The organism is Roseovarius salincola, from assembly GCF_026891095.1.
Lineage (GTDB): Bacteria > Pseudomonadota > Alphaproteobacteria > Rhodobacterales > Rhodobacteraceae > Roseovarius > Roseovarius salincola.
In genome coordinates this window covers 1-25,471 of record NZ_JAPTNL010000007.1, presented here as the reverse complement: position 1 = coordinate 25,471, position 25,471 = coordinate 1, and the positions used below count along the sequence as shown (strand labels likewise).

Here is a 25,471-nt window from a genome sequence, read left to right as displayed (position 1 = left end):
ATAGCATGGTTTACAGAATTTTCTGCCCGGTTTTTTCCCAATCCTTCAGGAAGGTCTCAAGCCCCTTGTCGGTCAGCGGGTGCGCCGCCATCTTCTTGATCACATCGGGCGGCGCTGTCATCACGTCGGCCCCTATCTGCGCCGACTGGAACGCGTGGTTCACGGTACGGATCGACGCGGCCAGAATCTGCGTGTCAAACCCGTAATTGTCATAGATCTGCCGGATATCCGCGATCACTTCCATCCCGTCGAGGTTGATATCGTCCAGCCGGCCGATGAACGGGCTGATGAAGGTCGCACCCGCCTTGGCCGCCAGAAGCGCCTGATTGGCCGAAAAGCAAAGCGTGACATTGACCATCTGGCCCTCGTCCGAAAGCACCTTGCAGGCCTTGAGACCATCCCAGGTCAGCGGTACCTTGACGGCGATATTGTCGGCGATCTTGGCCAGCTTGCGCCCTTCGGCGATCATCGCGTCGGCCTCCAGTGCGACGACCTCGGCACTGACCGGACCGTCGACCATTTCGGCGATTTCCTTGGTTACCTCAAGGATGTCGCGTCCCGATTTCAGAATCAGTGACGGGTTGGTGGTGACGCCGTCGACCATGCCCAGTTCGTTCAGTTCGGCAATGGCGTCGACTTCGGCGGTATCTACGAAAAATTTCATGTGGGGAATCCCTTGGCGCGGGTTGGGGTTTTTCATCCCAGCGTTTACCCCATAGAGTGCGCTGCCGAAACCCCTGACATGGAGCCATGGGACGTGTCCTCATCCTGCAAGGATTTTTTCGTCGAGAATGAACTGGTGGCGGTGCTGACCACGCAGCCGCTGGACCGGCTGCTGGATTACCGCGCGCCCGAGGGTGGATGCCATGCCGGGGCCTTTGTCGAGGTACCGTTGGGGCCGCGCAAGGTGCTGGGGGTCGTCTGGGGCGCGGGGCGAGGGGATTTCGACATCGCCAAGATCCGTCAGGTGATCCGTGTGCTCGACGTGGCGCCGATGCGCGCCGAAATGCAGGACTTTCTTCGCCGCGCCGCCGATTACACCCTGACGCCGATGCCCGCCATGCTGCGCCTGGCCACCCGCGCGCCGGGCCTGTCCAACCCGCCCTCCATGCAGAAGGTCTATCGCCAAGGGCATGTTGCGCCTGCCCGGATGACGGATGCGCGCAAACGGGTGTTGGCGGTGCTTGAGGACTATGGCGGGCTGGCCTTCACGCTTGGGGAGCTGGCGGAGCAGGCGGGTGTCACGCCGTCGGTGATCAAGGGGCTGGTCGGGCAGGGCGCCTTGCTGGAAGAGGAATGCCCACGCGATCTTCCCTTTCCCTGGCTTGATCCGGACCGGGGCGGAAAAGCGCTGACCGATGAACAGGCCAATGCCGTGGAGGTGCTGCGCGATGCCATTCGCGGTGGCGATTATGGCACTACGCTGCTGCGCGGCGTGACCGGCTCGGGCAAGACCGAGGTTTATCTGGAGGCAGTGGCCGAATCCCTGAAGCGGCGACGTCAGGCGCTGGTTTTGTTGCCCGAGATCGCGCTCACATCGGAATTCATCACCCGTGTCGAGGCGCGGTTCGGCGCCAAGCCGGCGGAGTGGCATTCGGGTGTCACCATGACCGAACGGCGCCGCACCTGGAAGATGGTGGGCGAGGGCGGCGGCGCGCAAGTGGTCGTGGGCGCGCGCTCGGCATTGTTTCTGCCGTTCCAGAATCTTGGGCTGATCGTTGTTGATGAAGAACACGACAATTCCTACAAGCAGGAAGACGGGGTGCTTTACAACGCCCGCGACATGGCGGTGCTGCGGGCCTTGATTTGCGGGGCGCAGGTGGTGCTGGCTTCGGCGACGCCGTCGCTGGAAAGCTGGGCCAATGCCGAGGCGGGAAAGTATCGCCGCCTCGATCTGACAGCGCGGTTCGGGGCTGCCGTCATGCCCGAGATGCGCGCCATCGACATGCGCTGCGAGACGCTGCCCTCAAGCCGCTGGATTTCGCCCAGCCTTCAGGGCGCCGTGAATGCCCGGATCGCGCGCGGTCAACAGGCGCTCTTGTTCATCAACCGGCGCGGTTATGCGCCGGTGACGCTGTGCCGGGCCTGCGGACATCAGATCGGATGCGACCATTGCGATGCGCGCATGGTCGAGCACCGATTTCAAAAGCGCCTTGTGTGCCACCAATGCGGCGAGACCAAACCGGTGACGCAGACCTGCCCCTCCTGTGGGGCCGAGGACCGGCTGGCCGCCGTCGGTCCCGGTGTCGAGCGCCTGACTGAAGAGGCGCAGGCGCTGTTCCCCGACGCGCGGATTGCGACGCTCAGTTCGGATATGTTCGGTTCGGCCCGTGCGCTCAAGGAACAGATCAGGGAGATCGCCCAAGGTGACACGGATATCGTGATCGGCACGCAGCTTGTGGCCAAGGGGCATAATTTCCCGCGCCTGACGCTGGTAGGGGTGATCGACGCGGATCTGGGGCTTCAGGGATCGGATCTGCGGGCAGCCGAGCGCACCTTTCAACTGATGCGGCAGGTGGCCGGGCGCGCAGGGCGGGCCGAGGCGCGCGGCACGGCGTTGTTGCAAACATTCCAGCCGGAACATCCGGTCATCCGCGCGATCCTGTCGGGCAACGAGGAAGGGTTCTGGCGCGCGGAGGCGAACGAGCGCCGCCATGCGGGCGTGCCGCCCTTCGGGCGCATGGCTGGGATCATCCTGTCCTCGCCCGATGCGCAACAGGTCTTCGATTTCGCCACCGAGCTTGCGCGGCTCGATGCGCCGGTGCGCGCGATCGGGGCGCAGGTCTTTGGCCCCGCGCCGGCCCCGATCGCGCGCATCCGGGGCCGTCACCGGGTGCGTCTGCTGGTCAAGGCGCCCAAGGGCGTTGCGCTGCAGGGGGCGGTGGCGAAGTGGGTCGCTCAGTTGAGGATACCTGCGCAATTGCGTCTGAGCATCGATATTGACCCGCAGAGTTTCTATTGACCTGCGTCGGTCAGTAACCGGCCTGCCGGTCCACCAGATGCAGGAAGGGTTCACCGGCCTCTCCGCGCCGGATGTTCTCGGCGATGACGCGCGAGGCGGATGCGGGCCGCGTCTCGGACGCGATATGCGGCGTGACGGTCACCTTGTCATGCGCCCAGAAGGGGTGATCCGCGGGCAGCGGCTCCTCGCGGAACACATCCAGCGTGGCATGGCCGATCCGCCCCGTCTCAAGCGCCTTGAGCAATGCCGCGTCGTCGATGAGGGGGCCACGGCCGGGGTTGATGATGACCGCGCCTTGGGGAAGTCGAGCCAGTGCAGCGGCGTCGATCAGGTTCTCGGTCTCGGGCGTCAGGGGCAGCAGCAGAATAAGAATCTGCGCTGTTTCCAGTGCGGTTTGTAACCCGTCATCCCCCGAGAGACAGGTGATCGAGGCGATGGATTTGGATGTGCGGCTCCAGCCGGAAACAGGAAAGCCCAACCCTGCCAGAGCCTCGCCGCAGGCCTGGCCCAATGCACCAAGACCCAGGATCGTGACGGGGCGGTCGCAGGCCAGCGGCGGCACCTCCTTGCGCCATTTGCCGTCCTGATGGAGCACATGCAGATCGGTGTTGAGGTGATGGCGCAATGTGTGGCCCGCGACCCATTCCACCATGCCGCGCGTCAGCCCCTCATCGACCATCCGCGCCAGCGGCTGCGTCAATGTGGCGTTATCCACCACGTCTTCGACGCCGGCCCATAGGTTCAGCACCGCCTTGGTGCGGGTATAGGGCGTGAAGTCCTGCACATCGCCATTCGGGGCGTAGATGATGTAATCGACCTCTTCGGGCTGCATCTCGGTGGCCAGGGTCACATCGTTCAATCCGGCCTCGGCAAGGGCGGTTCTCAAGGGCTCTTCATATGTGGCCCACCGCTCGGGGCGGGCGGCGAAAAGGATATTTAGGGACATTCAGATCACCTTGGTTTGTGAATATGAGCGCTTTGAACGAGGCCGAAACCGATCATCAGGACCAGCATGGCCGAGCCGCCGTAACTGACCAGCGGAAGCGGCACGCCGACGACGGGAGCAAGCCCCATGACCATCGACATGTTGACGGCGAAAAACAGGAAGAAGGTCGAGGCGACGCCCAGTGTCAGCAACGACGAGAACCGGTCCCGGTTCTTGAGCGCGGATGCGATGCAAAAGACAAGAACAAGCGTGTAGAGCCCGAGCAACGATATTCCGCCGATGAATCCCAGCTCCTCGGCCAGGGTCGTGAAAATGAAATCGGTATGCTTTTCGGGCAGGAAGTTCAGGCGCGATTGCGTGCCCTGCATGTAGCCTCGCCCGGTCCAGCCGCCCGAGCCGAGCGCGATCTTGGACTGGGTGATATGATAGCCCGCGCCAAGCGGATCGGTCGAGGGATCCAGAAACGTGTCGATCCGGCGAAACTGATAGTCGGCCAGCAACTGCCAGTCGGTGCCCCGGCTTTGGAGAACCGCGGTGACCAGTCCGATCGACAGCGCGATCACGGCGACGAAATACGCCCAATGGACACCGGCCAGGAACATCATCAGGCCACCGGCGGCAATCAGCAGGATCGAGGTGCCAAGGTCGGGTTGTCGCAGCACCAGCCAGACGGGCATCAGGACCAACGTGACCGGCGCCAGCACCCATAGCGGACGCGAGACCCGGTTCATGGGCAGCCAATCGTAATAGGCGGCAAGCACGATCACCAGCGTGATCTTCATCAGCTCAGAGGGTTGAAGGCGCATGAAGCCAAGGTCGATCCAGCGCTGCGCACCCATGCCGACGGTGCCGAAGAACTCGACCAGCACCAGCATTGCCAGTGATACCGCATAGATCAGCATCGACATATTGCGCCAGAACCAGATCGGAATCATGGCAACGATCAACATCATGACAAAACCGAGCGCGTAACGTTTCATCTGGGGTTCGGCCCACGGTGAAAACGACCCGCCGGCGACCGAGTATAACATCAGGAACCCGACCCCCGCGACGGCCGTCAGCAAGATGGCCAAGGGCCAGTTCAGATAAAGCACCTTGCGAAGCCCCGTCGGCGTCGCCTTGACGCTGTACTCAAGATAACTCATGCGCGGTCGCTCCCGTCTGGAGCGCTTTGCGGGCGGGTGCGGCGAAGTTCTTCCTGCTGTGTGCCGATGCGCCCGCGATCCTTGGCCGGGTAGGCGCTCAGCGGTGGGTCGCCGTTATATAGCGCCTGAAGTGTGATGTCGCGGGCGATCGGGGCTGCCGCGGTCGATCCGCCGCCACCATGCTCGACCACGACGGCGACCGCATATTTCGGATTGTCGAAAGGCGCGAAATTGACGAACAATGCATGATCGCGCCGCTCCCAGGGCAGGTCGGCGTTGCTGGTGACACCCCGGGCGCGCTCGGCGGCGGTGATGTTGCGCACCTGGCTGGTGCCGGTCTTGCCTGCGAGGCGGAAAGAATCCTCGATGATACGGCTGGAATAGGCGGTGCCGCGCCGATGGTTCGATACCGCGAACATCGCCTTGCGCACTTCGCGCAGGGCGTTCTCATTCAGGCCCAGATCCTCGCCGCTTTCGGAGGGTTGTTCGACTCCCTCGATCGACTTGATCAGGCGGGGCGAGATGTTTCGGTTGGTGGCAAGCCGCGCGGTCATCACTGCCAGTTGCAGTGGTGACGACAGCACGAAGCCTTGGCCGATGGCCGCGTTGGCGCTGTCGCCGATCATCCAGTCCTCGCCCCGGTTGGCCCGTTTCCAGTCCTTCGTCGGTGTCAGCCCCGCCGCCACCGAGGTCAGCGGCAGGTCATGTTGCACGCCAAGACCCAGACGGCGGGCCATCTCGCTGATCTTCTCGATCCCGGTGCGCAGGGCCAGCTCGTAGAAATAAACATCGCAACTTTCACGCAGTGCAAGATGCAGGTCAACATTGCCGTGACCAGCGCGCTTCCAGCAATGGAAACGGCGCCCGCTGACTTCCAGATGACCGGGGCAATAGACGGTTTCGCCGAGATCCGCCTTCTCGTCTTCAAGCGCGGCGAGGGCGGTGACCATCTTGAACACCGAGCCGGGCGGATATAGCCCCTGCACGGCCTTGTTGGGAAGCGGGCGATATTTGTTATCAAGCAGCGCCTGATAATCGGCAACCGAAATGCCCCGCACGAAAAGATTGGGGTCGAAACTGGGCGTTGAGGCGCAGGCCAAAAGGTCGCCGGTTTCGCAGTCCATCACCACCGCAGCGGCGCTTTCTTCGGCCAGGCGGGCATGGACATAGGATTGCAGGGCGTTGTCGATCGTGATCTGGAGGTCGGCCCCGGCCTCGCCCTCGCGCCGGTCAAGCTCGCGCATGACGCGCCCGGCGGCGTTCACCTCGACACGCTTGCTGCCCGCCTTGCCCCTCAACAGGTCTTCGCGGCGCCCTTCCAGGCCGATCTTGCCGATTTGGAATCTGGGGATCAGAAGCAGCTGGTTGGGCCCGTCGATGCGTTCAAGGTCGCGGTCGCTGACCGGCCCGACATAGCCAACAAGATGCGCATAATCCGGTCCCTGCGGATAACGGCGCGACAGGCCGACTTCGGGCGTCACGCCCGGCAGTGCCGGCGTGTTCGCCGCGACGCGGCTGATATCGTCCCAGGTCACGCGGTCTGCAACGGTGACCGGGGTGTCGCCGCGCAGTTCGCGCAGATCGCGGCGTGCGCGCTCCAACTCGCCGGGATCAAGTTCGACGAGACGGGCAAGCCGCGCGATGATCTCGTCCACATCGCCCGCCTCTTCGCGCACCATGGTGATGCGATAGCTGGGCACGTTCTCGGCCACCACCTCTCCGTTGCGATCGAAGATGCGCCCGCGTGCAGGCGGGATCAGGCGGATGTTGATCCGGTTCTCGTCAGCGAGCAGGCGGAACTGATCGGCCTGTTCAACCTGCATGAAACGCATCCTCAAGGCCAGCAGTCCGACAAACGTCGCTTGCGCGCCACCGATGATCAATCCGCGCCGGGTGATACGCCGCTGGCTTTCGGCATTGTCGCGGGTTGGGCGTCTCATGTCCGGCTCCCCAATGCGTCGATGTCGCCCGGCGCGATCTTGCGCACACCGAAGACCGACTTCGAGACGAGTGCGACCAGCGGATAGACCAGTAGCGTCGCTATGACCTGCATCAGGCTGAGGCCAAGCGGCGCCTGATCGATCATCATCAAGGTCAGAATGATGCGGTAGCCAAGCATCATGGCCACCAGAGTGGTGACGACGCTCAGCCATTCAACCGCGAAGGTCAGGTCGCGCAGGCCGGGTTCTCGGGCGCGCAGTGCCTCGCTGCCCAGAAGCACCATCGCCGCCCAGAGGCCGGGCGGGCGCTGAAACAGCAGATCGGCCAACACAAAGATTGCCGCGATCAGCAACGGGGGAACGTAATCGGGCCGCCGCAACACCCAGGCGAAGGTCAGCGCCAGCATCACGTCCGGCCCCGCCCATCCCCGCGGCAGAGTCTCGAGGGGCAAGAGGTGCAGGAATATCAGCGCAAGGCACAGCACGACATAGAGAAGGCGCATGAGCCATCGGTTATGGCGCTTGCGTTCAGCCATTCCCAGCCTCCGGCATGTCGCTCGCTGCGGGAAGGTCGGGGGCGGATTCCGGGTCAGGCCCGCCTGACGTTTCGGGCAGCGTCGCAGGCGCGATCAGGTTGCCGGGATCATTGATGTCCTCGTGCTCGTAACTGCGCAGCACGCGAAGGAATTCGAGGCGCTCGTAATCGGCGGCAAGGCGCACGCGCATCCGCCCGCCGGGGTCCTGGGCCAGCTGGCCCACCAGCAGCCCGGCGGGAAAGACCCCGCCATCGCCAGAGGTCATGACCCTGTCGCCCGGGCGCACGCGGTCTGGCGCCTCGATGAAGTCGACATAAGGCACCGCGGAATTGTCGCCCATCAGCAGCGCGCGTTGACCCGAGGGCTGAATGGTCACCGGTATCCGGCTGGACGTGTCGGTCAACAGGACCACGCGCGACGTGGCCCGTCCGACGCCCGCGATCCGTCCCACCAGCCCGAGGCCGTCCATCGCGGCCCAGCCATCGACGATCCCGTCGCGGCTGCCGACATTGATCAGCACCGACTGGCGGAAGGGTGATCCGCTATCGGCCAGCACGACGCCCGTCACATAGGTCAGGCGCGGATCGAGCTGCACATTGTTGAGATCGAGCAGCCGGGCATTCTCCTGCTCAAGTTGCAGGGCGGCTTCCTTCCAGGCCTTCATCTGCTGCAACTCGCGGCGCAGTTCCTGGTTCTGCTGGTAGATGCGCTGATAGCTCTGGAAATCGCGCAGGATGTTCACGGTGGCGGTAACCGGCGCCATCGCCCAGTCGAAATTGGGCACCACCCGGTCCACGACCTGCGCGCGAAAGCGCTCGACCCGCGGGCTGTCGACCCGCCACAGCAGGAACAGCCCGAGCAGGCATAACAACAGAATGCCCAGCATCAAGCGCTTGAGCGGGCCGGTATAGTCCTCGGACTGTGGACGATCCTTTGCCAACGTTCTCCCCTTCAGGGCAAAGGGTGATCGGTTCAGCTGTCGTAGTCAATCGCGTGGCGGAGCTGTTTCTCGAACTCCAGCGCCTTGCCGGTGCCAAGTGCAACGCAGTTCAGGCTGTCATCGGCGATCGATACGGCCAGGCCCGTCTGTTCGCGCAGCGCCAGGTCGAGGTCACCCAGAAGAGCGCCGCCCCCGGTCAGCATCACGCCGCGATCCACGATATCGGCAGCCAGATCCGGCGGCGTCGCTTCGAGCGCGGTCATCACCGCCTCACAGATGGCCTGCACGGGTTCGGCCAGCGCCTCGGCCACCTGGGCCTGGCTGATCTCGGTTTCCTTGGGTACGCCGTTAAGTAGGTCGCGTCCACGGATCTGCATCGATGCGCCGCGCCCGTCATCGGGCATGCGGGCGGTACCGATCGAGGTCTTGATACGCTCGGCCGTGGATTCACCCACCAGCAGGTTCTGCTGGCGCCGCAGGTAGCTGATGATCGCCTCGTCCATGCGGTCGCCGCCGACCCGCACCGAGCGGGCATAGACGATATCGCCCAGCGACAGGACGGCCACCTCGGTCGTCCCGCCGCCGATATCGACCACCATCGAGCCGGTGGGATCGGTGATCGGCATGCCCGCGCCGATGGCGGCGGCAATGGGTTCGGCGACAAGGCCCGCGCGCCGCGCGCCCGCCGAAAGAACCGACTGGCGAATTGCCCGCTTCTCCACCGGGGTTGCACCGTGCGGAACGCAGACGATGATCTTCGGCTTGGAAAAGGTGGTGCGTTTGTGAACCTTGCGAATGAAGTGCTTGATCATCGCCTCGGCGGTGTCGAAATCGGCGATGACGCCTTCGCGCATCGGGCGGATCGCCTCGATGCTGCCGGGGGTGCGCCCGAGCATCAGTTTGGCGTCTTCGCCCACGGCAAGAACCTTTTTGACCCCGTCCTTGACGTGATAGGCCACCACGGAAGGCTCGGACAGGATGATGCCACGGCCCTTGACGTAAACCAGCGTATTCGCTGTGCCCAAATCGATTGCCATATCCGAAGAAAACAGGCCGGGGATGTTTTGAAAGATGGGCATTTGCGTCGGTTTCCAGTCATCCAATGAGTCACAGGGCCCTCGACTCGGATGGCCGGGGCCGGATGCCCTTATAGTTCGCCACCGCAAGCGGTGAAAGGGGGACTTTCACACGCATGAGCGCCATGTCGCCGTCGGTCGGGGTAATGGTGCTGCTGGGGAGGATTGAACTCCCGACCTCACCCTTACCAAGGGTGCGCTCTACCACTGAGCTACAGCAGCACATTGTGGCGCGCTGCTTAGACGCTAATTCTGATCGGCGCAAGCCGAATCTGGACGCTTTTCAAGCCCTGCTGTAGACAAGGATCATGAAGAGCAAAGACACCGAAAAGAAGGCCGGCAAAGCGGCGCAAACCCGCGAGGAGCGGCTCAAATCGGCCTTGAAGGCCAACATTGCGCGGCGTAAGGCGCAGATGCGCGCTTGGTCGCGCGATGAGACGGCAGGCAAGCCCGAGGACAAGGACTAGAGCAGATGGATTCCATTATCGTCACGGGCAACGGCCCCCTGAAAGGCCAGATCCCGATCGCCGGGGCCAAGAACGCCTGTCTTACGTTGATGCCAGCGACGCTTCTGAGCGACGAGCCGCTGACCCTGACGAACGCGCCGCGGCTGAGCGATATCAAGACAATGTCGGCACTGCTAGAATCGCTTGGCGCCGAGGTTTCGCAATTGCAGGACGGGCAGGTTCTCGTCATGTCCAGCCATGCGTTGTCGAGCCACGTGGCCGACTATGACATCGTGCGCAAGATGCGCGCATCGATCCTTGTGTTGGGGCCGATGCTGGCGCGTGATGGGCATGCCGTGGTGTCGCTGCCCGGCGGATGCGCCATCGGGGCGCGGCCGGTCGATCTACACCTGCGCGCCCTTGAAGCGATGGGGGCGGAACTTGAGCTGAAGGAAGGTTATGTCCACGCCAAGGCGCGGAACGGCCTCAAGGGCGGCACGGTCGAATTCCCGCTGGTGTCGGTTGGAGCGACCGAGAACGCGCTGATGGCCGCCACCCTGGCCAAGGGCACGACGGTCTTGAAGAATGCCGCGCGCGAACCCGAGATCGTCGACCTGGCCGATTGCCTGCGCCGCATGGGCGCACAGATCGAGGGCGACGGCACCGGCACGATCACAATCCAGGGCGTCGACCGTCTGGGCGGGGCCACCCACCCGGTCGTGCCCGACCGGATCGAGCTTGGCACCTATATGCTGGCCCCGGCCATTTGCGGCGGCGAAGTCGAATGCCTGGGCGGGCGGATCGACCTTGTCGGCGCATTCTGCGAGAAGCTGGACGCCGCAGGGATCGACGTTAGCGAGACCGAGAAAGGTATCAAGGTCAGTCGCAAGAACGGGCGCGTGAAATCCGTTGATGTCACGACCGAGCCTTTCCCCGGCTTCCCGACCGACCTTCAGGCACAGATGATGGCGCTGATGTGTACCGCCGAGGGGACCAGCGTTCTCGAGGAAAAGATTTTCGAGAACCGCTTCATGCATGCACCCGAACTGATGCGCATGGGCGCGAATATCGACGTGCATGGCGGCACCGCCACGGTCACCGGGGTGGAGAGGCTGAAAGGGGCGCCGGTGATGGCGACCGACCTGCGCGCCAGTGTCTCGCTGATCCTGGCGGGTCTGGCCGCCGAGGGCGAGACTATCGTGAACCGGGTCTATCACCTTGATCGAGGATATGAGAGTGTCGAGGAGAAACTGGGCAATGTGGGCGCAAGAATAGAACGGGTGTCGGGACAGTGAGCGAGGATGCAAGATTTGAGGATGGCGCGGAAAGCCCGCTGAATCTGGGTGCGCTGGATCCCGATGATCTTCAGGTGGTCGCGTCCCTCGTGCAGGACGCGGTATTTCCGATCACCGAGATGACATGGCGGCCCGGCGAACGGCGCTTTGCGCTGCTGCTCAACCGTTTCCGGTGGGAAGATCGCGGTGTCGACCGGCATGACCCCGAGCGGGTGCAATCGCTGCTGGTGGTCGACAACGTGCTGCGCGTGTCCAGCCTGGGGATCGACCGAAGCGACCGCGACACCGTCCTGTCCTTGCTGACGATCGGCTTCGAGCCGGGTGAAGAGGGCGCGGGTCAGGTGATCGTAACTCTTGCGGGCGATGGCGCGATCCGCCTTGAGGTCGAGGCGCTTGAACTCACACTGAAAGATGTCACGCGGCCCTATCGTGCGCCATCGCGCAGTATTCCGCGCCACGAACCCTAGTTCCCGCAGGGGCGACACGGCCTCGCGTCTTGTGGCGCGGCGCGGTTCGCTCTAAGCATCTGCCCTGCAAGGAGATGTGAGATGCCGGTTTATCTCGATGCCGCAAGCGCGGATTTCGAAACTCAGTTCAACGCGCTTCTGGGGGCCAAGCGTGAAGATTCGCCCGATGTCGACGCGACGGTGGCGGGGATCATCGCCGATGTGCGCGAGCGTGGCGATGCGGCCGTACTGGAGCTGACGGCACGGTTCGACCGGCTGGATCTGACGCCCGAAACGATGCGCTTTTCGGCGGCGGAGGTGGATGCGCTGATAGGCGAGGTGCCCGAGCATGAACGCGAGGCGCTTCAGATCGCAGCAGACCGCATTCGCGCCTATCACGCGCGCCAGATCCCCGAGAATGCCAGCTGGACGGACGAGGCGGGCGCAACGCTTGGCTGGCGTTGGACCCCGGTGGGTGCGGCGGGGCTTTATGTGCCCGGCGGGCTGGCCTCTTATCCGTCATCGGTTCTGATGAACGCCATTCCCGCCAAGGTCGCCGGTGTCGAGCGCCTTGCGATCACGGTGCCCACACCTGACGGGCAGGTCAATCCGCTGGTTCTGCTGGCGGCGCGGCTGGCGGGGGTCGACGAGATTTACCGCATTGGCGGCGCGCAGGCGATTGCCGCGCTGGCCTATGGCACGCAGAGCATCGCCCCGGTCGACAAGATCACCGGACCCGGCAACGCCTATGTCGCCGCTGCCAAGCGCCGAGTCTTCGGGCGCGTCGGAATCGACATGATTGCCGGCCCCTCCGAAATCCTCGTGATCGCGGATCGCGACAACAATCCTGACTGGATCGCGCTTGATATGCTGAGCCAAGCCGAACATGACGAAAGTGCGCAATCAATCCTGATCACCGATGACGCCGCGATGGCCAAGGCCGTCGAGGCGGCGATAGACCGCTACCTGCACACGCTGGAACGCCGCGAGATCGCTGGCGTAAGCTGGCGCGATTTCGGCGCGATCATCACCGTACCAGACATGGACCGCGCCGCGGAACTGGCCAATCGCATCGCCCCCGAGCATCTGGAACTCTGCGTCACGGATGCTGAGGCGCTGTCCGAGAAGATCAAGCATGCAGGCGCGATCTTCCTTGGGGCGTGGACGCCCGAGGCGATCGGCGATTACGTGGGGGGGCCGAACCACGTGCTGCCCACGGCGCGTTCGGCACGGTTCTCTTCGGGTCTGAGCGTGCTGGATTTTCTCAAGCGAACCACGCTTGCCCGAATGACGCCCGCGGCCCTGCGTGCCATCGGCCCCGCTGCTGAAACGCTGGCCAATTCCGAAAGCCTTGAGGCGCATGGCCTGTCGGTCACCGCGCGCCTCAATCACCTGAACGAGCATTAGAACGATGTCGCGTATCTGTCATATCGAGTTGGACGACGCCAACCTGCCGCCCCCCACGCCGGAAATCGAACAGGAGCGCAAGGTCGCCATGTTCGACCTGATCGAGGAAAACGCCTTTGCTCTGCCGGGACGGGGTGATCGTGCCGCGCCCGAGGGGCCTTACCGGGTGGGGTTGTCGATCCGCGACAAGCGGCTGGTGTTCGATATCCGCACCGAAGCCGAGCAGCCGGCGGCGGAATTCCATCTTTCGCTCAGCCCGTTCCGTCAGGTAGTCAAGGATTACTGGCAAATCTGCGAAAGCTATTTCGATGCCGTCAAGAACCTGCCGCCCGCCCAGATCGAGACCATCGACATGGCCCGCCGGGGCATCCACAACGAAGGGGCACGCATTCTCGAAGAGCGGCTCGAGGGCAAGGCGGATGTCGACAGCGATACAGCCCGCCGCTTGTTCACGCTGATCTGCGTGCTGCATTTCGGGGGCTGAGAGCGGATGGCTGAAGAGCTTCCACAATCGGTGCTCTTTTGCTGCGATCATAACGCGGTGCGTTCGCCGATGGCCGAAGGCATCATGAAAAAGCTCTATGGCTCAAGAGTTTACGTGCAATCCGCCGGTGTCAAAAGCGACATGGAGATCGACGGCTTCTCGATCGCCGTCTGCGACGAGATCGGCGTCGAGCTTGCACGCCACCGGACCCGCAGTTTTGACGAGATGGAACAATGGGGGGATGACCTGTCGTCATTCGATCTCATTGTCGCGCTGAGCCCCGCCAGTCAGCGCAGGGCGCTGGAACTGACGCGGGTCTTTCATCTCGACGTGATCTATTGGCCGATCATGGACCCGACAGGTCTGGGCGAGACGCGCCTGGCCAAGCTTGATGCTTACAGGCAAACGCGCGATCAGATCGCTTCGCATCTCAAGGAACGCTGGGGATGTCCGGGAGAAACCAAATGAATTCAACAGTCAAAGCATATTTTGATGCGTTCGGCGTGGGGGATGTGGACGGTATGCTCGCATGCCTCAGCGATGACGTGGCGCATCATGTCAACGAGGGGCAGGTGCGTGTCGGGAAGGCGGCGTTCCGGGGCTTTTGCGAGCATATGAACCGCTGCTACCGTGAGAATCTGACGGATATGGTGATCTTTGACGCGCAGGATGGGACGCGGGCGGCGGCGGAATTCGTGGTGAACGGCACCTACCTTCAGACCGACGAAGGGCTTCCCGAGGCTGCCGGACAAACCTACCGCTTGCCTGCGGGGTCATTTTTCTCGTTGAAAAACGGGCAGATAACCCGGGTTGTGACCTACTACAACCTGGCCGACTGGATCCGGCAGGTCAAAGGATGATCCGCGTCGAGCGGCTGACCGGCGAGGCGCTGGCGGTGGCGCTGGAGGATGTGGCGCAACTGCGGATCGAGGTGTTTCGCGCCTGGCCCTATCTATATGATGGGGACCAAACCTATGAGAGACACTATTTGCAGACCTACCGCGACAGCGAGGATGCGATCCTGGTCGGGGCGTTCGACGGGGCGCGGTTGATCGGGGCGGCGACGGGGACGCCGCTGGAGGATCATGCCGATGATTTCAGGGCGGCGTTTGACGGTCAAGATATTGATATGAAAGACGTTTTTTATTGCGCCGAAAGCGTGCTCCTGCCTGCTTACCGCGGTCGCGGAATCGGCCATGCGTTTTTCGACGCGAGGGAGGCGCATGCGCGGGCCATGAGGCGGCGCTACTGCGCTTTCTGCGCGGTGACGCGCCCCAAGGATCACCCCCTGAAACCCGAGCAATATCAGCCACTTGATACGTTCTGGCGCAAGCGTGGATACGCTCCGCTGGCCGGGGCGGTCGCGTCGTTCCAATGGAAGGACGTCGACCAGCCGGCAGAAACGGCGAAGGACTTGCAGTTCTGGTGGCGGGCGCTCTGAAGCAGGATTTCGAACAAGTCTTTGAAAAGCAGCGAAAAACGGCTTCGGTATCGTGTCGCTATCACGTCAGTATCACGTCGGTATCGTTTCGGTAATCCGGGGGCGCCAAGAAGTGGCAAAGGCGAAAGGGCGCGCGTGATGCGCGCCCCTGAAGATCCCTGAGTCGAAGGGTTGGCGAACCAGCCCGGAGGGACCGCTCAGTCGTGATCCTCCTCGGTGCCACCGGCCCCACGGTGGTCCCGGCGTTGGCGGCAGAAGATGAATGCGAGGTCATGTCGCCATCCGAGTCGCTGTCGCCTGACACAATGTCCGGGACCGGACCGCGACAGGCTTTGACTGCTGCGCCCAGATAGGTCCGCAATCGTGGCGAAATCTGGCCGTTTTCACAGCAAAGATCGGGCGACGGTGTAGGGCGGCGAAGACCTGCTTACCCGCGACGCGCCCCTTTGCGAAAATCAGCCGGGACCCGACATCATGTGGGATCGGGGCGACGCCTCTTGCAGATTTTCAAGGAAACCTTTTGACAGGACTTCCCAGGATGATTCGCGTCTGCTAACCTGCCGCTAATAAAAAATAAAAGAGGCAGGCATACAGGCAATGAGAACGGGCTTTCGTGGCGCGTTTGTCATCTCTTGGTCGCAGACGGAAGTGGACGGTTTGGACGCCGCCCCCCTGCATGCGCTTTCGGTCGGGGCCGCATGGTCCTGGCGGGGAGATATGGTGCGGGTGGACGGACCCAACGAGTCGCTGCGCCTTGAAGGGGCAAACGGGGCAATCAACTGTCGCAAGCGAGCGGCACGGCTGGTGCGGCGTCTGGTGGGCGCGGCGCAAGCCAATACCATGGACATCAACAAGGTCGAAGTCGAGGAACCGCTGATGGATTGCGGGTTCGTCGTGACCGATGGGGCGCAAAGCTACACGGTGACGGTGATCGAGGTGGGCACGGGTACGCCGCCGCTACTGCTGTTCCTGGATCAGGTCCCGCCCGCGAACAAGGAAATGTGGGTGGTGCATCACACGATGGAAGGGATTTACCGGACGCCGGGGGAAAATCCCGATGAAGCTGGTGTGATCTGTTTCACGCCTGGCACGCGCATCGCGACACCCGAAGGACCGCGCCTTGTGGAAGAATTGCGCGAGGGCGACCGCGTCCAGACCAAGGATAACGCTGCGCAGGAGATTCAGTGGATCGGCAGCCGCCGGATGAGCGGCGCAAGGCTGTTCGCGATGCCTTATCTGCGACCGGTGCGCATTCGCGCCGGAGCGCTTGGGGTGGAGCGGCCGGACGAGGAATTGCTGGTCTCGCCCGAGCACCGGATGCTGATCAAGGGCGACGTGGCGCGGGCGCTGTTCAATACGCCCGAGGTTCTGGTCACAGCCAGGGATCTGGTGAACAGCGGCAATATTGCCGTTGATATGAACGTGCGAGAGGTGACCTATATTCACCTGCTTCTGCCCAGCCATCAGATCCTGTGGGCGAACGGGATCGAGACCGAGAGTTTCCATCCCGCCAGCGCCGCGCTTTCGACGCTGGATGTCGAGGACCGGCGCCGCCTGCTGTGCATCGAGCCCCGGCTGGAGCATGAGCCTGAGCGCTATGGCCGGTTCGCAAGGCGCAAGCTGAGCGGATCCGAAGCGGCGCTTCTGACGCATGAGGCCGCGTGACGGGTGCCTTCACGGGTAAGCCCGGATGAGCGGTTGACACGGTCGCGCGCGCAGGTATAAGAGCGCTTTCATTGGTGTTGGTGGCCCTCGCAAGGGGATGCCTGTCACTTCGGCCAAATCCGAAGAGAGGACAACGCCCTTCGAAACCTGAAACGAAGGAGATCAGCAGATGACAAAAAGAACTGCTGCCAAGTACAAAATCGACCGCCGGATGGGCGAGAACATCTGGGGCCGTCCGAAATCCCCTGTCAATCGCCGTGAATACGGCCCCGGCCAGCATGGTCAGCGCCGCAAGGGCAAGATGTCCGACTTCGGTCTGCAGCTGCGCGCCAAGCAGAAGCTGAAGGGCTATTACGGCGACCTGACGGAAAAACAGTTCCGCCGCATCTTCCGCGAAGCCGAGCGACTGCGCGGCGATACCGGCGAGCTGCTTGTCGGTCTGCTGGAGCGCCGTCTGGATGCCGTCGTCTATCGCGCCAAGTTCGTGCCGACCATGTTCGCCGCACGCCAGTTCGTGAATCACGGCCATGTCCGCGTGAACGGCAAGAAGGTCAACATCCCCTCTTACCGCGTCAAGGAAGGCGACGTTGTCGAGGTGCGTGACCGGTCCAAGCAGATGGCCGCCCTGCTGGAGGCCTCGCAGCTTCCCGAGCGCGACGTGCCCGACTACATCGATGCCGACCATTCCAAGATGACCGCCACTTTCGTGCGCACCCCGGGGCTGAGCGACGTGCCCTATCCGGTGATCATGGAACCCAATCTCGTCATCGAATTCTACGCGCAGAACTAAGCGTTCTGAAATATCCGCTGGAAGGCCGCGACGGGACGCCCGCCGCGGCCTTTCTTGTTGCGCGGGGTGCGGCAGTGCTGCCACGCTTGCCCATACTGGCAGGCAACCGCCTTTTGGCGCTGGTCAAGGCAAATAGGCAAAGCTAGAACACCGGGCAAGGAGACCCGAGCATGACCAAGATCACACCACAGCCCGGCATTATGGAGATCGAGCTATACGAGGGTGGCGCCAGCCATGTGGACGGCATTTCGAATGTCGTGAAGCTCAGCTCGAACGAGAACCCGTTCGGCGCAAGCGAGGCCGCCAAGGAGGCGTTCCGCAAGGTATCCTTCGATCTGCATCGCTACCCGTCGAGCGACCATCGCGCCCTGCGCGAGGCGATCGGCGAGATGCATGGCCTTGATCCCGCGCGGGTGATCTGCGGCGCGGGCAGCGACGAGATCATCGCCTTTCTGTGCCAGGCCTATGCCGGCCCCGGCGACGAGGTGATCCATACCGAGCACGGTTTCGCGCTTTACAAGATCGGCGCGCTGGCCAATGGCGCGACCCCCGTCGAAGTGCGCGAGCGCGACCGGGTGACGGATGTGGACGCCATCCTTGCCGCCTGCAGCGAACGCACCAAGCTGGTCTTCATCGCCAATCCCAACAACCCGACCGGCACGATGATCGGCGAGGGCGAGATGACGCGGCTTGCCGCCGGGCTGCCTGAACAGGCGCTGCTGGTGATCGACGGAGCCTATGCGGAATATGTCGAGGGTTACGATGGCGGTGCGGGATTGGTCGAGGCGCGCGACAATGTCTTCATGACGCGCACCTTTTCAAAGCTCTACGGTCTGGGCGCGCTGCGCGTGGGCTGGGGCTATGGGCCGGACCATGTGATCGGTGTGCTCAACCGCGTGCGCGGGCCGTTCAACGTGAACCAGGGTGCGCTGGCGGCCGCCGAGGCGGCGATCCGCGATACCGCATGGGCGCAGAAATGCCGCAACGACAATACCCGCCTGCGCGCCTGGCTGGCCGAGGCGCTGGCGGGGCATGGGGTGGTGTCGGATACCTCGATGGCGAATTTCATCCTGGCGCGGTTCTCGAGCCGGGCCGAGGCCGAGGCCTGCGACGACTTCCTGCGCTCCGAGGGGCTGATCGTGCGGCGGGTGGCGGGCTATAAACTGCCCAACTGTCTGCGCATCACGGTGGGCGACGAGCCCAGTTGCCGCCGCGTGGCGCATGCGGTGGGGCAGTTCATGGGGGATGAGTGATGGCGCAGCTCTATGATCGCGTGGCGCTGATCGGGCTGGGGCTGATCGCCTCGTCGATGTTCTGGGCGATGAAGCGCGGCGGGCTGGCCGGTGAGGTGACGGGTTATGCCCGCTCGCCCGAAACCCGCGCCACCGCGCGCGAGATCGGGCTTTGCGACCGTGTGTGCGAGAGCGCCGCCGAGGCGGTTGAGGATGCGGATCTCGTGGTGCTTTGCGTGCCGGTCGGCGCGATGAGCGAGGTGGCGGCGCAGATCGCCCCGGCGCTCAAGCCCGGCGCGACGGTCAGCGATGTGGGCTCGGTCAAGAAGGCGGTGATCGAGGCGGTCGCCCCGCATCTGCCGGATCATGCGCATTTCGTCCCCGCCCATCCGCTTGCGGGCACCGAGCATTCCGGCCCGCGCGCGGGCTTTGCGGGCCTGTTCGACAACCGTTGGTGCCTGATCGTGCCGGTCGAAGGCAGCGATCGCGAGGCCGTGGCACGTGTCGGGCGGCTCTGGCAGGAGATGGGGGCGCAGACCGACGAGATGGACGCCGAGCATCACGACCTGGTGCTGGCGGTGACCAGCCATGCGCCGCATCTGATCGCCTACACGATGGTGGGCGTGGCCGATGACCTGCGCCGGGTGACCGACAGCGAAGTCATCAAGTATTCCGCCGCCGGATTTCGCGATTTCACACGGATCGCGGCCAGCGACCCGACCATGTGGCGCGACGTGTTCCTCAACAACAAGGAGGCCACGCTCGAGATCCTCGGCCGCTTCACCGAGGAGCTTTTCGCGCTGCAGCGCGCGATCCGCACCGGTGACGGCGATCACCTGCTGGAGTATTTTACCCGCACGCGCGCCATCCGGCGCGGTATCATCGAGGCGGGCCAGGATACCGACGCCCCCGATTTCGGACGTGTCAAGAAAGGTTGAGTTCATGCGCAAGGTTCTGCTTCTTCCTTTGGTCCTCATGGGCTGTTCCCTCTTGCCCGGCGGCGGCAAGGAGCCGGTCGTCTCGAGCCGCGGGTCGGTTTGCGGCGACCCGGCGATCAAGGGTGAAGTGGTCGGTGAACTCCCCGGACCGGGCGGCTGCGGCGTGGTCGGCGCGGTCAGCGTGCGCTCGGTTGGCGGCGTCCCGCTCAGCCAGCCCTCGTTGATGGAATGCAATACCGCGCGCACGCTCAGGCACTGGATTTCCCGCGACATGACCCCTGCCGTCGGCAATTTGGGCGGCGGCGTGAGCGGCCTCCGGGTGGCGGCGCATTACAGCTGCCGCACACGCAACCACCAGCCCGGCGCGCGTCTTTCGGAACATTCCAAGGGCAAGGCCATCGACATCGCCGCGATCCAGCTCAGGGATGGGTCCGAGCTTTCGGTTCTCGATGACTGGAACAACGGCAAGAAGGGCCGCGTGCTGCGCAAGCTTCATGCTTCGGCCTGTGGCCCCTTCGGCACGGTCCTCGGCCCGGAATCGGATGTCCATCACCGCGACCATTTCCATTTCGACACTGCCGAACACGGCTACGGGCCATATTGCCGCTAAGCCCCCGTCTTCTTCTGTTCTCAAATATCCCGGGGGTGAGGCCGCAGGCCGAGGGGGCAAGGCCCCCTGCTTGCGCCTGCCTCAACGCAGGCGCAGCACCGGGGCAGGGCCGATGGGCACCGGCCCCAGCATGACCCGTCCGCCCCTGAGCCTGAGTGGAATATCAAGCGTTTTGGGATTGCCCTCCATCCCGGAAATCAGCGACAGCCCGTCCCTGAGCGTCCCGGCCAGCCCCGAGGGGATCGCGCCCGCATGCACCGCCAACTCCAGGATTTCGCGCCAGTTGCGCGCCTTGATCGTGATTTCGCCGCTGGGCTGCCCGGCGCCGTCCACTGTCACTTCGCCTGCCGCCTGAAGTTCCAGCCGGCCCCAGCGGGCCTCGGCGAGGCGCAGCTGGATCCTTTGCGGCTGCGGGCGGGCGATTTCGATCGCACTGCGATCCCAGGGTTTGTCGAATTCGACGATCAGATCGGCACTCAGCGCGTCGAACTGGTCGGGCAGCGTGCCGTCCGGATCCACAAGGTCGCGCCAGCCAAGCGAGGGCGAGAACCCGTCGGCGGCCAACCCCAGCCGATAGGTCGCGGCATCGGCCATCGGCACATGTTCGCCCGCCAGTCGCAGCGACCCGAGCGCGGTAATGCCTTCGCCAGAGGCGGGGCGGATTTCCAGGCTGTCGGCGGTCAGCGCCGTGCGTTCGACCTGAAGTGTCGTATCGGGGGCGATGACGAGGCTGGCGCGCATGTCGGCGCTGGAGAGATGATATTTCTCGAGCGGGGTTGCCAGAAGCTGTTGGCCGGGCCAGACGGCGATCACATGGTTGGGCCGGTAGCTGAGCGCGTTGATCTGGAATTGCGGCGCCTCCCATGCCAGGCCGGTGCCGGGATCGGCCAGGGTGAGCCCGGTCACGACGGTGTCGAGACGGTTGGGATAGCCCTGCACATTGAGGCTGGTGTAATCGGCGACCCAGCCTTCGGCGCGGCGTTCCTCGAACCATTTGGTGAAGGCCGTGTCGAGACTGGTTGCACCGACATACCAGTATCCCGACCATGCAGCGGCGGCGATCACGATGACAGTCAGCAGCAGCCTGAGCATTCCGGCCCCTTTCATGCGGTTTCCCGATGGTGTTTAAGGCGTCAAAAGCGAGAGGAACAGTAATAATGACGATGTGGGTGTTCGGTTATGGATCGCTGCTTTGGAACCCCGGCTTCGAGGCGCAGGAACGGGTGATCGCGACGCTGCCCGGTTATCACCGCAGTTTCTGCATGCGTTCGATCCATCATCGCGGCACGCAGGATGATCCCGGCCTCGTGCTGGCGCTTGATGCGCTGACGGGGGCGCAATGCAACGGCGTCGCGCTTTCGGTGGCCAGTCACGAACAGGATGACGTCCTGGCCTATTTGCGCGAGCGCGAATTGATTTCATCGGCCTACCTCGAAAAGATGTTGCATGTTGACCTGACCGATGGCCGCCGGGTCGAGGCCGTGACCTATGTGATCGACCCGGATCACGTGCAATATTGCGGTGGTCTGGACCCCGAGGAGCAGGCCCGGATCATCGCGCGGGCGGTCGGCGGGCGCGGGCCGAATACCGAGTATCTTTTCAATACTGCCGCACATCTGGGTGAATTGGGCATCACCGACGACGAGCTTGACTGGCTGGCGCGGCGCGTGCGCGCGCTGACCGCATAAGTCCTTGGCTTGCCCGCGCCGGGCGCGTAGGGTTGGCGCAACGAGAACCAGAGCCGGGAGCCGTCCAGATGGACCAGCCGGACCGCGAGGTCGAGCCGCATTTTTCCCGCCCCGTGCGTCAGATCGTTCTGATGCTGATCGTGCTCGGCCTGACCGGCGCGGGCGCGTTTCTGGCGCTGCCCAGAGTCATGCCGGTTTTCGAGGCGAACCCGTGGCTGAACGGCTTCATCCTGTTTGTCTTTTTCATCGGCGTGGTCGCCTGTTTCTGGCAGGTGTTCCAGCTGATCGGCTCGGTGCGCTGGATCGAGGGTTTTGCAGCCCAGCATCCGGGGCACGAGATGGTCAAGGCACCGCAGTTGCTGGCCCCGCTGGCGACCTTGCTGCGCCAGAGGGGCAAGCGGATGCAGATCGCCTCGACCTCGGCGCGGTCGATCCTGGATTCCGTCGCGCAGCGGATCGACGAGGCCCGCGAGATCACGCGCTACATCGTCAACATGCTGATTTTCCTTGGCCTTCTGGGTACGTTCTACGGGCTGGCCACCACGGTCCCCGCGGTGGTGGACACCATCCGCAGTCTTGCCCCCCAGGAGGGCGAAGGCGGCGTCGATGTGTTCAACCGTCTTATGACGGGGCTTGAGGCGCAGCTTGGCGGCATGGGCGTGGCCTTTGCATCGTCGCTGTTGGGCTTGGCGGGATCGCTGGTGGTGGGCCTCCTTGAGCTGTTCGCGAGCCATGGTCAGAACCGGTTTTATCGTGAGCTTGAGGAGTGGATGTCGACGATCACGCGGGTCGGGTTTTCGGCCGGGGATGGCGAGGGCGGCGGCGAGAGTGGCGCGATGGCCGGTGTGCTGGACCAGATGGCCGAGCAGATGGACAATCTGCAGATGGTGCTGACCCAGTCGGATGTGAGCCGCGCCATGGTCGACGAGAAGCTGGGCGTGCTGGCGGATTCGATCGAGCGCCTGACCCACCGAATGAGCGATACCAACCCGGTGACATCGGCGCTGAACCGGATGGCGGAGGGGCAGGAGCGGATGATCCACCTGATGGAGGAGAACGCCTCGCGCGGGGGCGAGGGGATGGATGCGGAAAGCCGCATGCGGCTGCGCTCGATCGACGTGCAGATGCTGCGCATCCTCGAAGAGATCAGCGCCGGCCGCCAGGAGACCATGACCGAACTGCGCACCGATCTGGCCGCGCTGACGCGGGTGTTCAACCAGCTGCGTGCTCAGCAGCGCGGACGCGGCGCAAGCCAACCTCTTGCGCTTGATCCGGACGACAGGCAGGAGAGCTAGGCGATGGCGCTTTCCCGGCGCACAGGCGCGCGATTCCAGGCTTCGATCTGGCCGGGATTCGTGGATGCGATGACCGGGTTGTTGCTGGTGCTGATGTTCGTGCTGACGATCTTCATGGTGGTGCAGTTCGTGCTGCGCGAGACGATCAGCGGGCAGGCCAGTGAATTGAGCGAATTGTCGGCCGAGGTGGCGGCGCTGTCCCAGGCCCTGGGGCTGGAGCAGGATCGCAACGCCACGCTCACCGAACGCGTGGGCGAGTTGACCAGCACCTTGGGCGATGCGCGCGAGCGCGAGCAGGAGCAGGCGGCGCTGATCGCCAGCCTGCAATCCGAGCGCGCGGCGCAGGACGAGGCATTGTCGGCGGCGCAATCAAGGCTGGCCAGTTTCGAGGATCAGGTGGCGGGGCTGCTGGCGCAGCGCGATCAAGCGCTCGGGCGGGTGGCCGATCTGGAGGCCACGAACGAAGAGCTGATGTCGCGTCAGGAACAGTTGCAACTGGCGCTGGCGGATCTGCGCAGCGAGGTCGATGCTTCGGCCGAAGCGGCGCGACTGGCTGCCGCCCGGCGCGAGGCGCTGGAGGCGCTTGTCGCCGATTTGCGCAGTGAGGCCGCGGCGCAGGAGGCCGCCGAGGCCGATCTGAGCGCGCGAGTGGAGGCATTGGAAACCGAGCTCAGCCAAGAGGAGAAGGCCCGCCTTGCAGAGGCCGCCGCCGCCGAGGCGCTACGCGAAAGGCTGAAGAATTCGCAATCCGAACTGAACGCCATGACTCTTGCGCTGGAAGAGCAGCGTAAGCGGGCCGAAGAGACCCTGACCCTGCTGGCGGCCGCCGAAACCGCGCAGGAGGATCTGAATGCGCAGCTGGCGGCGGCGATCCTGGCGCGCGACGAGACACAAGATACCCTGGCCGCCAAGGATGCGAGGCTGGCCGAACTGGAAGCGCGGGTGGACGCGGCCGAGAGCGGCCAGGAAGGCACCGCTGCCGAGCTGGCCCGCGTGCGCGACCAGCTGGAGGCCGCACGCGAGCGGCTTGCGCGGATGGTGGCCCAGAAAGAGACCGCCGAGGCCGAGGCGATGGATGTCGAGGATGTACGTGCGAAACTGGCTGCCGCCCTTGCGGCCCGCCTTGACGCCGAGCAGAAGGCGGAAGAGCGCCTGACGCAGGCCGAGGAGCGCGCGGCCCTGCTGGCGCAGGCGCGCGACAAGCTGGCCGAACAGCAGGAGATCGCCAGCGAGGCGCAAAAGCAGCAGGCATTGTTGAACCGGCAGGTCGCGGCGCTGCGCGATCAGCTGGGGCAGTTGCAGGCGCTTCTGGATGATGCAGAGGCGCGCGAGGCGTCAAAGGACGTGCAGCTTCAGTCACTGGGTAATGAGCTTAATACCGCGTTGGCGCGCGTTGCCGCCGAGGAACGCAGGCGCCGCGAGGCCGAAGAAGCCAGAGCGAAGATACTGGAAGAGCAGAACGAGGATCTTGAGCGGTATCGCTCGGAGTTCTTCGGACGGTTGCGCGATGTTCTGGGGTCGCGCGAAGGTGTGCGGATCGAGGGCGACAGGTTCGTGTTCTCGTCCGAGGTTCTGTTCGCGCCGGGGCAGGCCACATTGTCGGGTGATGGCCGTCGGGAAATCGCAAAGGTCGCCGATATCATCGTCAGCGTAACCGATGAGATCCCGGAGGGGATTGACTGGGTCTTGCAGGTGGACGGGCATACAGACGACGTCCCGATCGTGCCCGGCGCCGCGTTCGAGGATAACTGGGAGCTGAGCCAGGCGCGCGCGCTGTCGGTGGTACGCTACATGATCGAGGATCTGGGCCTGTCGCCAGAGCGGCTGTCGGCCAACGGTTTCGGGGAGTATCAGCCGATCAATCCCGCAGATACGCCCGAGGCACGGGCGCAAAACCGGCGGATCGAGTTGAAGTTCACGGGGAAATGACGCCGATATCGGCATGGCGCGCGGCGATCACCCGGCCATCGCGCTGAAGCACGACGTAACCGCGATAGGCGCCCTCGGGCCAGCCGGTTTCGGGCGCGCGGCGCCCGAAGGCGCGAAATAGTTGCGCCTGCGGGGCCTCGAGTTCGATCATGGTTGCGAAATGACCCAGCCCCCTGAACTCAGGCCATTGAGGTGTTAGTAATCCGTCCGAGAAAAGGATGGATCATGAAACGCAGATTTTCAGACGAACAGATCATCGG

At 63.9% G+C, this 25,471-nt stretch carries 26 protein-coding genes and 1 tRNA gene; 17 read left to right on the top strand and 10 right to left on the bottom strand.

Annotated elements, in window-relative coordinates:
- Positions 1–10: 10 nt before the first annotated feature.
- Entirely contained in the window at positions 11–664 is a 654-nt protein-coding gene (fsa, locus tag N5A93_RS09530) for a fructose-6-phosphate aldolase (protein WP_085819045.1), read from the bottom strand.
- Between the two features lie 93 nt (positions 665–757).
- Between fsa and N5A93_RS09525 the strand changes: the two genes are divergently transcribed.
- Positions 758–2,962, top strand: a complete 2,205-nt coding sequence (locus tag N5A93_RS09525; protein WP_268954854.1) for a primosomal protein N' — start codon at positions 758–760, stop codon at positions 2,960–2,962.
- A gap of 10 nt (positions 2,963–2,972) precedes the next feature.
- On the opposite strand, the gene N5A93_RS09520 is transcribed toward N5A93_RS09525, so the two are convergent.
- The 7 genes from N5A93_RS09520 to N5A93_RS09490 all read right to left on the bottom strand — a co-directional run bounded on the left by N5A93_RS09520 (position 2,973) and on the right by N5A93_RS09490 (position 9,767).
- Positions 2,973–3,908 (bottom strand): 2-hydroxyacid dehydrogenase, encoded by a 936-nt coding sequence (locus N5A93_RS09520; RefSeq protein ID WP_268954853.1) that lies wholly within the window; start codon positions 3,906–3,908, stop codon positions 2,973–2,975.
- 5 nt (positions 3,909–3,913) lie between these two features.
- The gene (gene rodA, locus N5A93_RS09515) at positions 3,914–5,053 is read right to left on the bottom strand and encodes a rod shape-determining protein RodA (protein WP_268954852.1); all 1,140 of its coding nucleotides are present in this window, start codon (positions 5,051–5,053) and stop codon (positions 3,914–3,916) included.
- Entirely contained in the window at positions 5,050–6,993 is a 1,944-nt protein-coding gene (mrdA, locus tag N5A93_RS09510) for a penicillin-binding protein 2 (protein WP_268954851.1), read from the bottom strand. The genes rodA and mrdA overlap by 4 nt, the downstream gene beginning before the upstream one ends.
- Positions 6,990–7,529, bottom strand: a complete 540-nt coding sequence (locus N5A93_RS09505; protein WP_268954850.1) for a rod shape-determining protein MreD — start codon at positions 7,527–7,529, stop codon at positions 6,990–6,992. The genes mrdA and N5A93_RS09505 overlap by 4 nt, the downstream gene beginning before the upstream one ends.
- The gene (gene mreC / locus N5A93_RS09500) at positions 7,522–8,469 is read right to left on the bottom strand and encodes a rod shape-determining protein MreC (protein ID WP_268954849.1); all 948 of its coding nucleotides are present in this window, start codon (positions 8,467–8,469) and stop codon (positions 7,522–7,524) included. Before mreC ends, N5A93_RS09505 begins: the two co-directional genes overlap by 8 nt.
- A 32-nt stretch (positions 8,470–8,501) precedes the next feature.
- On the bottom strand, positions 8,502–9,548 hold the full coding sequence (locus tag N5A93_RS09495) for a rod shape-determining protein (RefSeq protein WP_268954848.1): 1,047 nt from the start codon (positions 9,546–9,548) through the stop codon (positions 8,502–8,504).
- A 144-nt stretch (positions 9,549–9,692) separates the two neighbouring features.
- Positions 9,693–9,767 (bottom strand) — tRNA-Thr (locus tag N5A93_RS09490).
- An 86-nt stretch (positions 9,768–9,853) separates the two neighbouring features.
- On the opposite strand from N5A93_RS09490, the gene N5A93_RS09485 reads away from it, so the two are divergent.
- From N5A93_RS09485 to N5A93_RS09425, 13 genes are all read left to right on the top strand, one after another.
- Entirely contained in the window at positions 9,854–10,012 is a 159-nt protein-coding gene (locus N5A93_RS09485) for a hypothetical protein (RefSeq protein ID WP_268954847.1), read from the top strand.
- A 5-nt stretch (positions 10,013–10,017) separates the two neighbouring features.
- Positions 10,018–11,286, top strand: coding sequence for a UDP-N-acetylglucosamine 1-carboxyvinyltransferase (gene murA / locus N5A93_RS09480; protein WP_268954846.1), 1,269 nt, complete (start codon positions 10,018–10,020; stop codon positions 11,284–11,286).
- The gene (locus N5A93_RS09475; protein ID WP_268954845.1) at positions 11,283–11,753 is read left to right on the top strand and encodes a DUF2948 family protein; all 471 of its coding nucleotides are present in this window, start codon (positions 11,283–11,285) and stop codon (positions 11,751–11,753) included. Before murA ends, N5A93_RS09475 begins: the two co-directional genes overlap by 4 nt.
- Positions 11,754–11,834: 81 nt before the next feature.
- A complete protein-coding gene (gene hisD / locus N5A93_RS09470) occupies positions 11,835–13,139 on the top strand; it encodes a histidinol dehydrogenase (RefSeq protein ID WP_268954844.1) in 1,305 nt (434 codons plus the stop codon).
- A gap of 4 nt (positions 13,140–13,143) precedes the next feature.
- The gene (locus tag N5A93_RS09465; RefSeq protein ID WP_268954843.1) at positions 13,144–13,623 is read left to right on the top strand and encodes a UPF0262 family protein; all 480 of its coding nucleotides are present in this window, start codon (positions 13,144–13,146) and stop codon (positions 13,621–13,623) included.
- 6 nt (positions 13,624–13,629) lie between these two features.
- Positions 13,630–14,091 (top strand): arsenate-mycothiol transferase ArsC, encoded by a 462-nt coding sequence (locus tag N5A93_RS09460; protein WP_268954842.1) that lies wholly within the window; start codon positions 13,630–13,632, stop codon positions 14,089–14,091.
- The gene (locus N5A93_RS09455; protein WP_268954981.1) at positions 14,088–14,483 is read left to right on the top strand and encodes a ketosteroid isomerase-related protein; all 396 of its coding nucleotides are present in this window, start codon (positions 14,088–14,090) and stop codon (positions 14,481–14,483) included. Before N5A93_RS09460 ends, N5A93_RS09455 begins: the two co-directional genes overlap by 4 nt.
- Positions 14,480–15,064, top strand: coding sequence for a GNAT family N-acetyltransferase (locus tag N5A93_RS09450; protein WP_268954841.1), 585 nt, complete (start codon positions 14,480–14,482; stop codon positions 15,062–15,064). Before N5A93_RS09455 ends, N5A93_RS09450 begins: the two co-directional genes overlap by 4 nt.
- A 597-nt stretch (positions 15,065–15,661) precedes the next feature.
- Complete coding sequence (locus N5A93_RS09445) at positions 15,662–16,729, top strand: Hint domain-containing protein (protein ID WP_268954840.1); 1,068 nt, start codon at positions 15,662–15,664, stop codon at positions 16,727–16,729.
- Between the two features lie 169 nt (positions 16,730–16,898).
- Positions 16,899–17,519, top strand: a complete 621-nt coding sequence (gene rpsD, locus N5A93_RS09440) for a 30S ribosomal protein S4 (RefSeq protein ID WP_268954839.1) — start codon at positions 16,899–16,901, stop codon at positions 17,517–17,519.
- A gap of 170 nt (positions 17,520–17,689) precedes the next feature.
- On the top strand, positions 17,690–18,772 hold the full coding sequence (gene hisC / locus N5A93_RS09435) for a histidinol-phosphate transaminase (protein WP_268954838.1): 1,083 nt from the start codon (positions 17,690–17,692) through the stop codon (positions 18,770–18,772).
- Complete coding sequence (locus N5A93_RS09430; protein ID WP_268954837.1) at positions 18,772–19,689, top strand: prephenate/arogenate dehydrogenase family protein; 918 nt, start codon at positions 18,772–18,774, stop codon at positions 19,687–19,689. The genes hisC and N5A93_RS09430 overlap by 1 nt, the downstream gene beginning before the upstream one ends.
- Positions 19,690–19,693: 4 nt before the next feature.
- Positions 19,694–20,299 carry an extensin-like domain-containing protein gene (locus N5A93_RS09425; RefSeq protein ID WP_268954836.1) on the top strand — a complete coding sequence of 202 codons (606 nt, stop codon included), beginning with the start codon at positions 19,694–19,696 and terminating at the stop codon, positions 20,297–20,299.
- Positions 20,300–20,380: 81 nt separating this feature from the next.
- Here the strand turns inward: N5A93_RS09425 and N5A93_RS09420 are convergent, their stop codons facing one another.
- Positions 20,381–21,391, bottom strand: coding sequence for a DUF2125 domain-containing protein (locus N5A93_RS09420; protein WP_268954835.1), 1,011 nt, complete (start codon positions 21,389–21,391; stop codon positions 20,381–20,383).
- A gap of 65 nt (positions 21,392–21,456) precedes the next feature.
- Here N5A93_RS09420 and N5A93_RS09415 point away from each other — a divergent pair, with 65 nt between their 5' ends.
- The 3 genes from N5A93_RS09415 (at position 21,457) to N5A93_RS09405 (ending at position 25,211) form a co-directional block, all read left to right on the top strand.
- Positions 21,457–21,987, top strand: coding sequence for a gamma-glutamylcyclotransferase (locus N5A93_RS09415; protein ID WP_268954834.1), 531 nt, complete (start codon positions 21,457–21,459; stop codon positions 21,985–21,987).
- 68 nt (positions 21,988–22,055) lie between these two features.
- A complete protein-coding gene (locus tag N5A93_RS09410; protein ID WP_268954833.1) occupies positions 22,056–23,282 on the top strand; it encodes a biopolymer transporter ExbB in 1,227 nt (408 codons plus the stop codon).
- 3 nt (positions 23,283–23,285) lie between these two features.
- Entirely contained in the window at positions 23,286–25,211 is a 1,926-nt protein-coding gene (locus tag N5A93_RS09405; RefSeq protein ID WP_268954832.1) for a peptidoglycan -binding protein, read from the top strand.
- Here N5A93_RS09405 and N5A93_RS09400 read toward each other — a convergent pair.
- Complete coding sequence (locus N5A93_RS09400) at positions 25,198–25,362, bottom strand: hypothetical protein (protein WP_268954831.1); 165 nt, start codon at positions 25,360–25,362, stop codon at positions 25,198–25,200. The genes N5A93_RS09405 and N5A93_RS09400 overlap by 14 nt on opposite strands.
- Between the last annotated feature and the right edge of the window lie 109 nt (positions 25,363–25,471).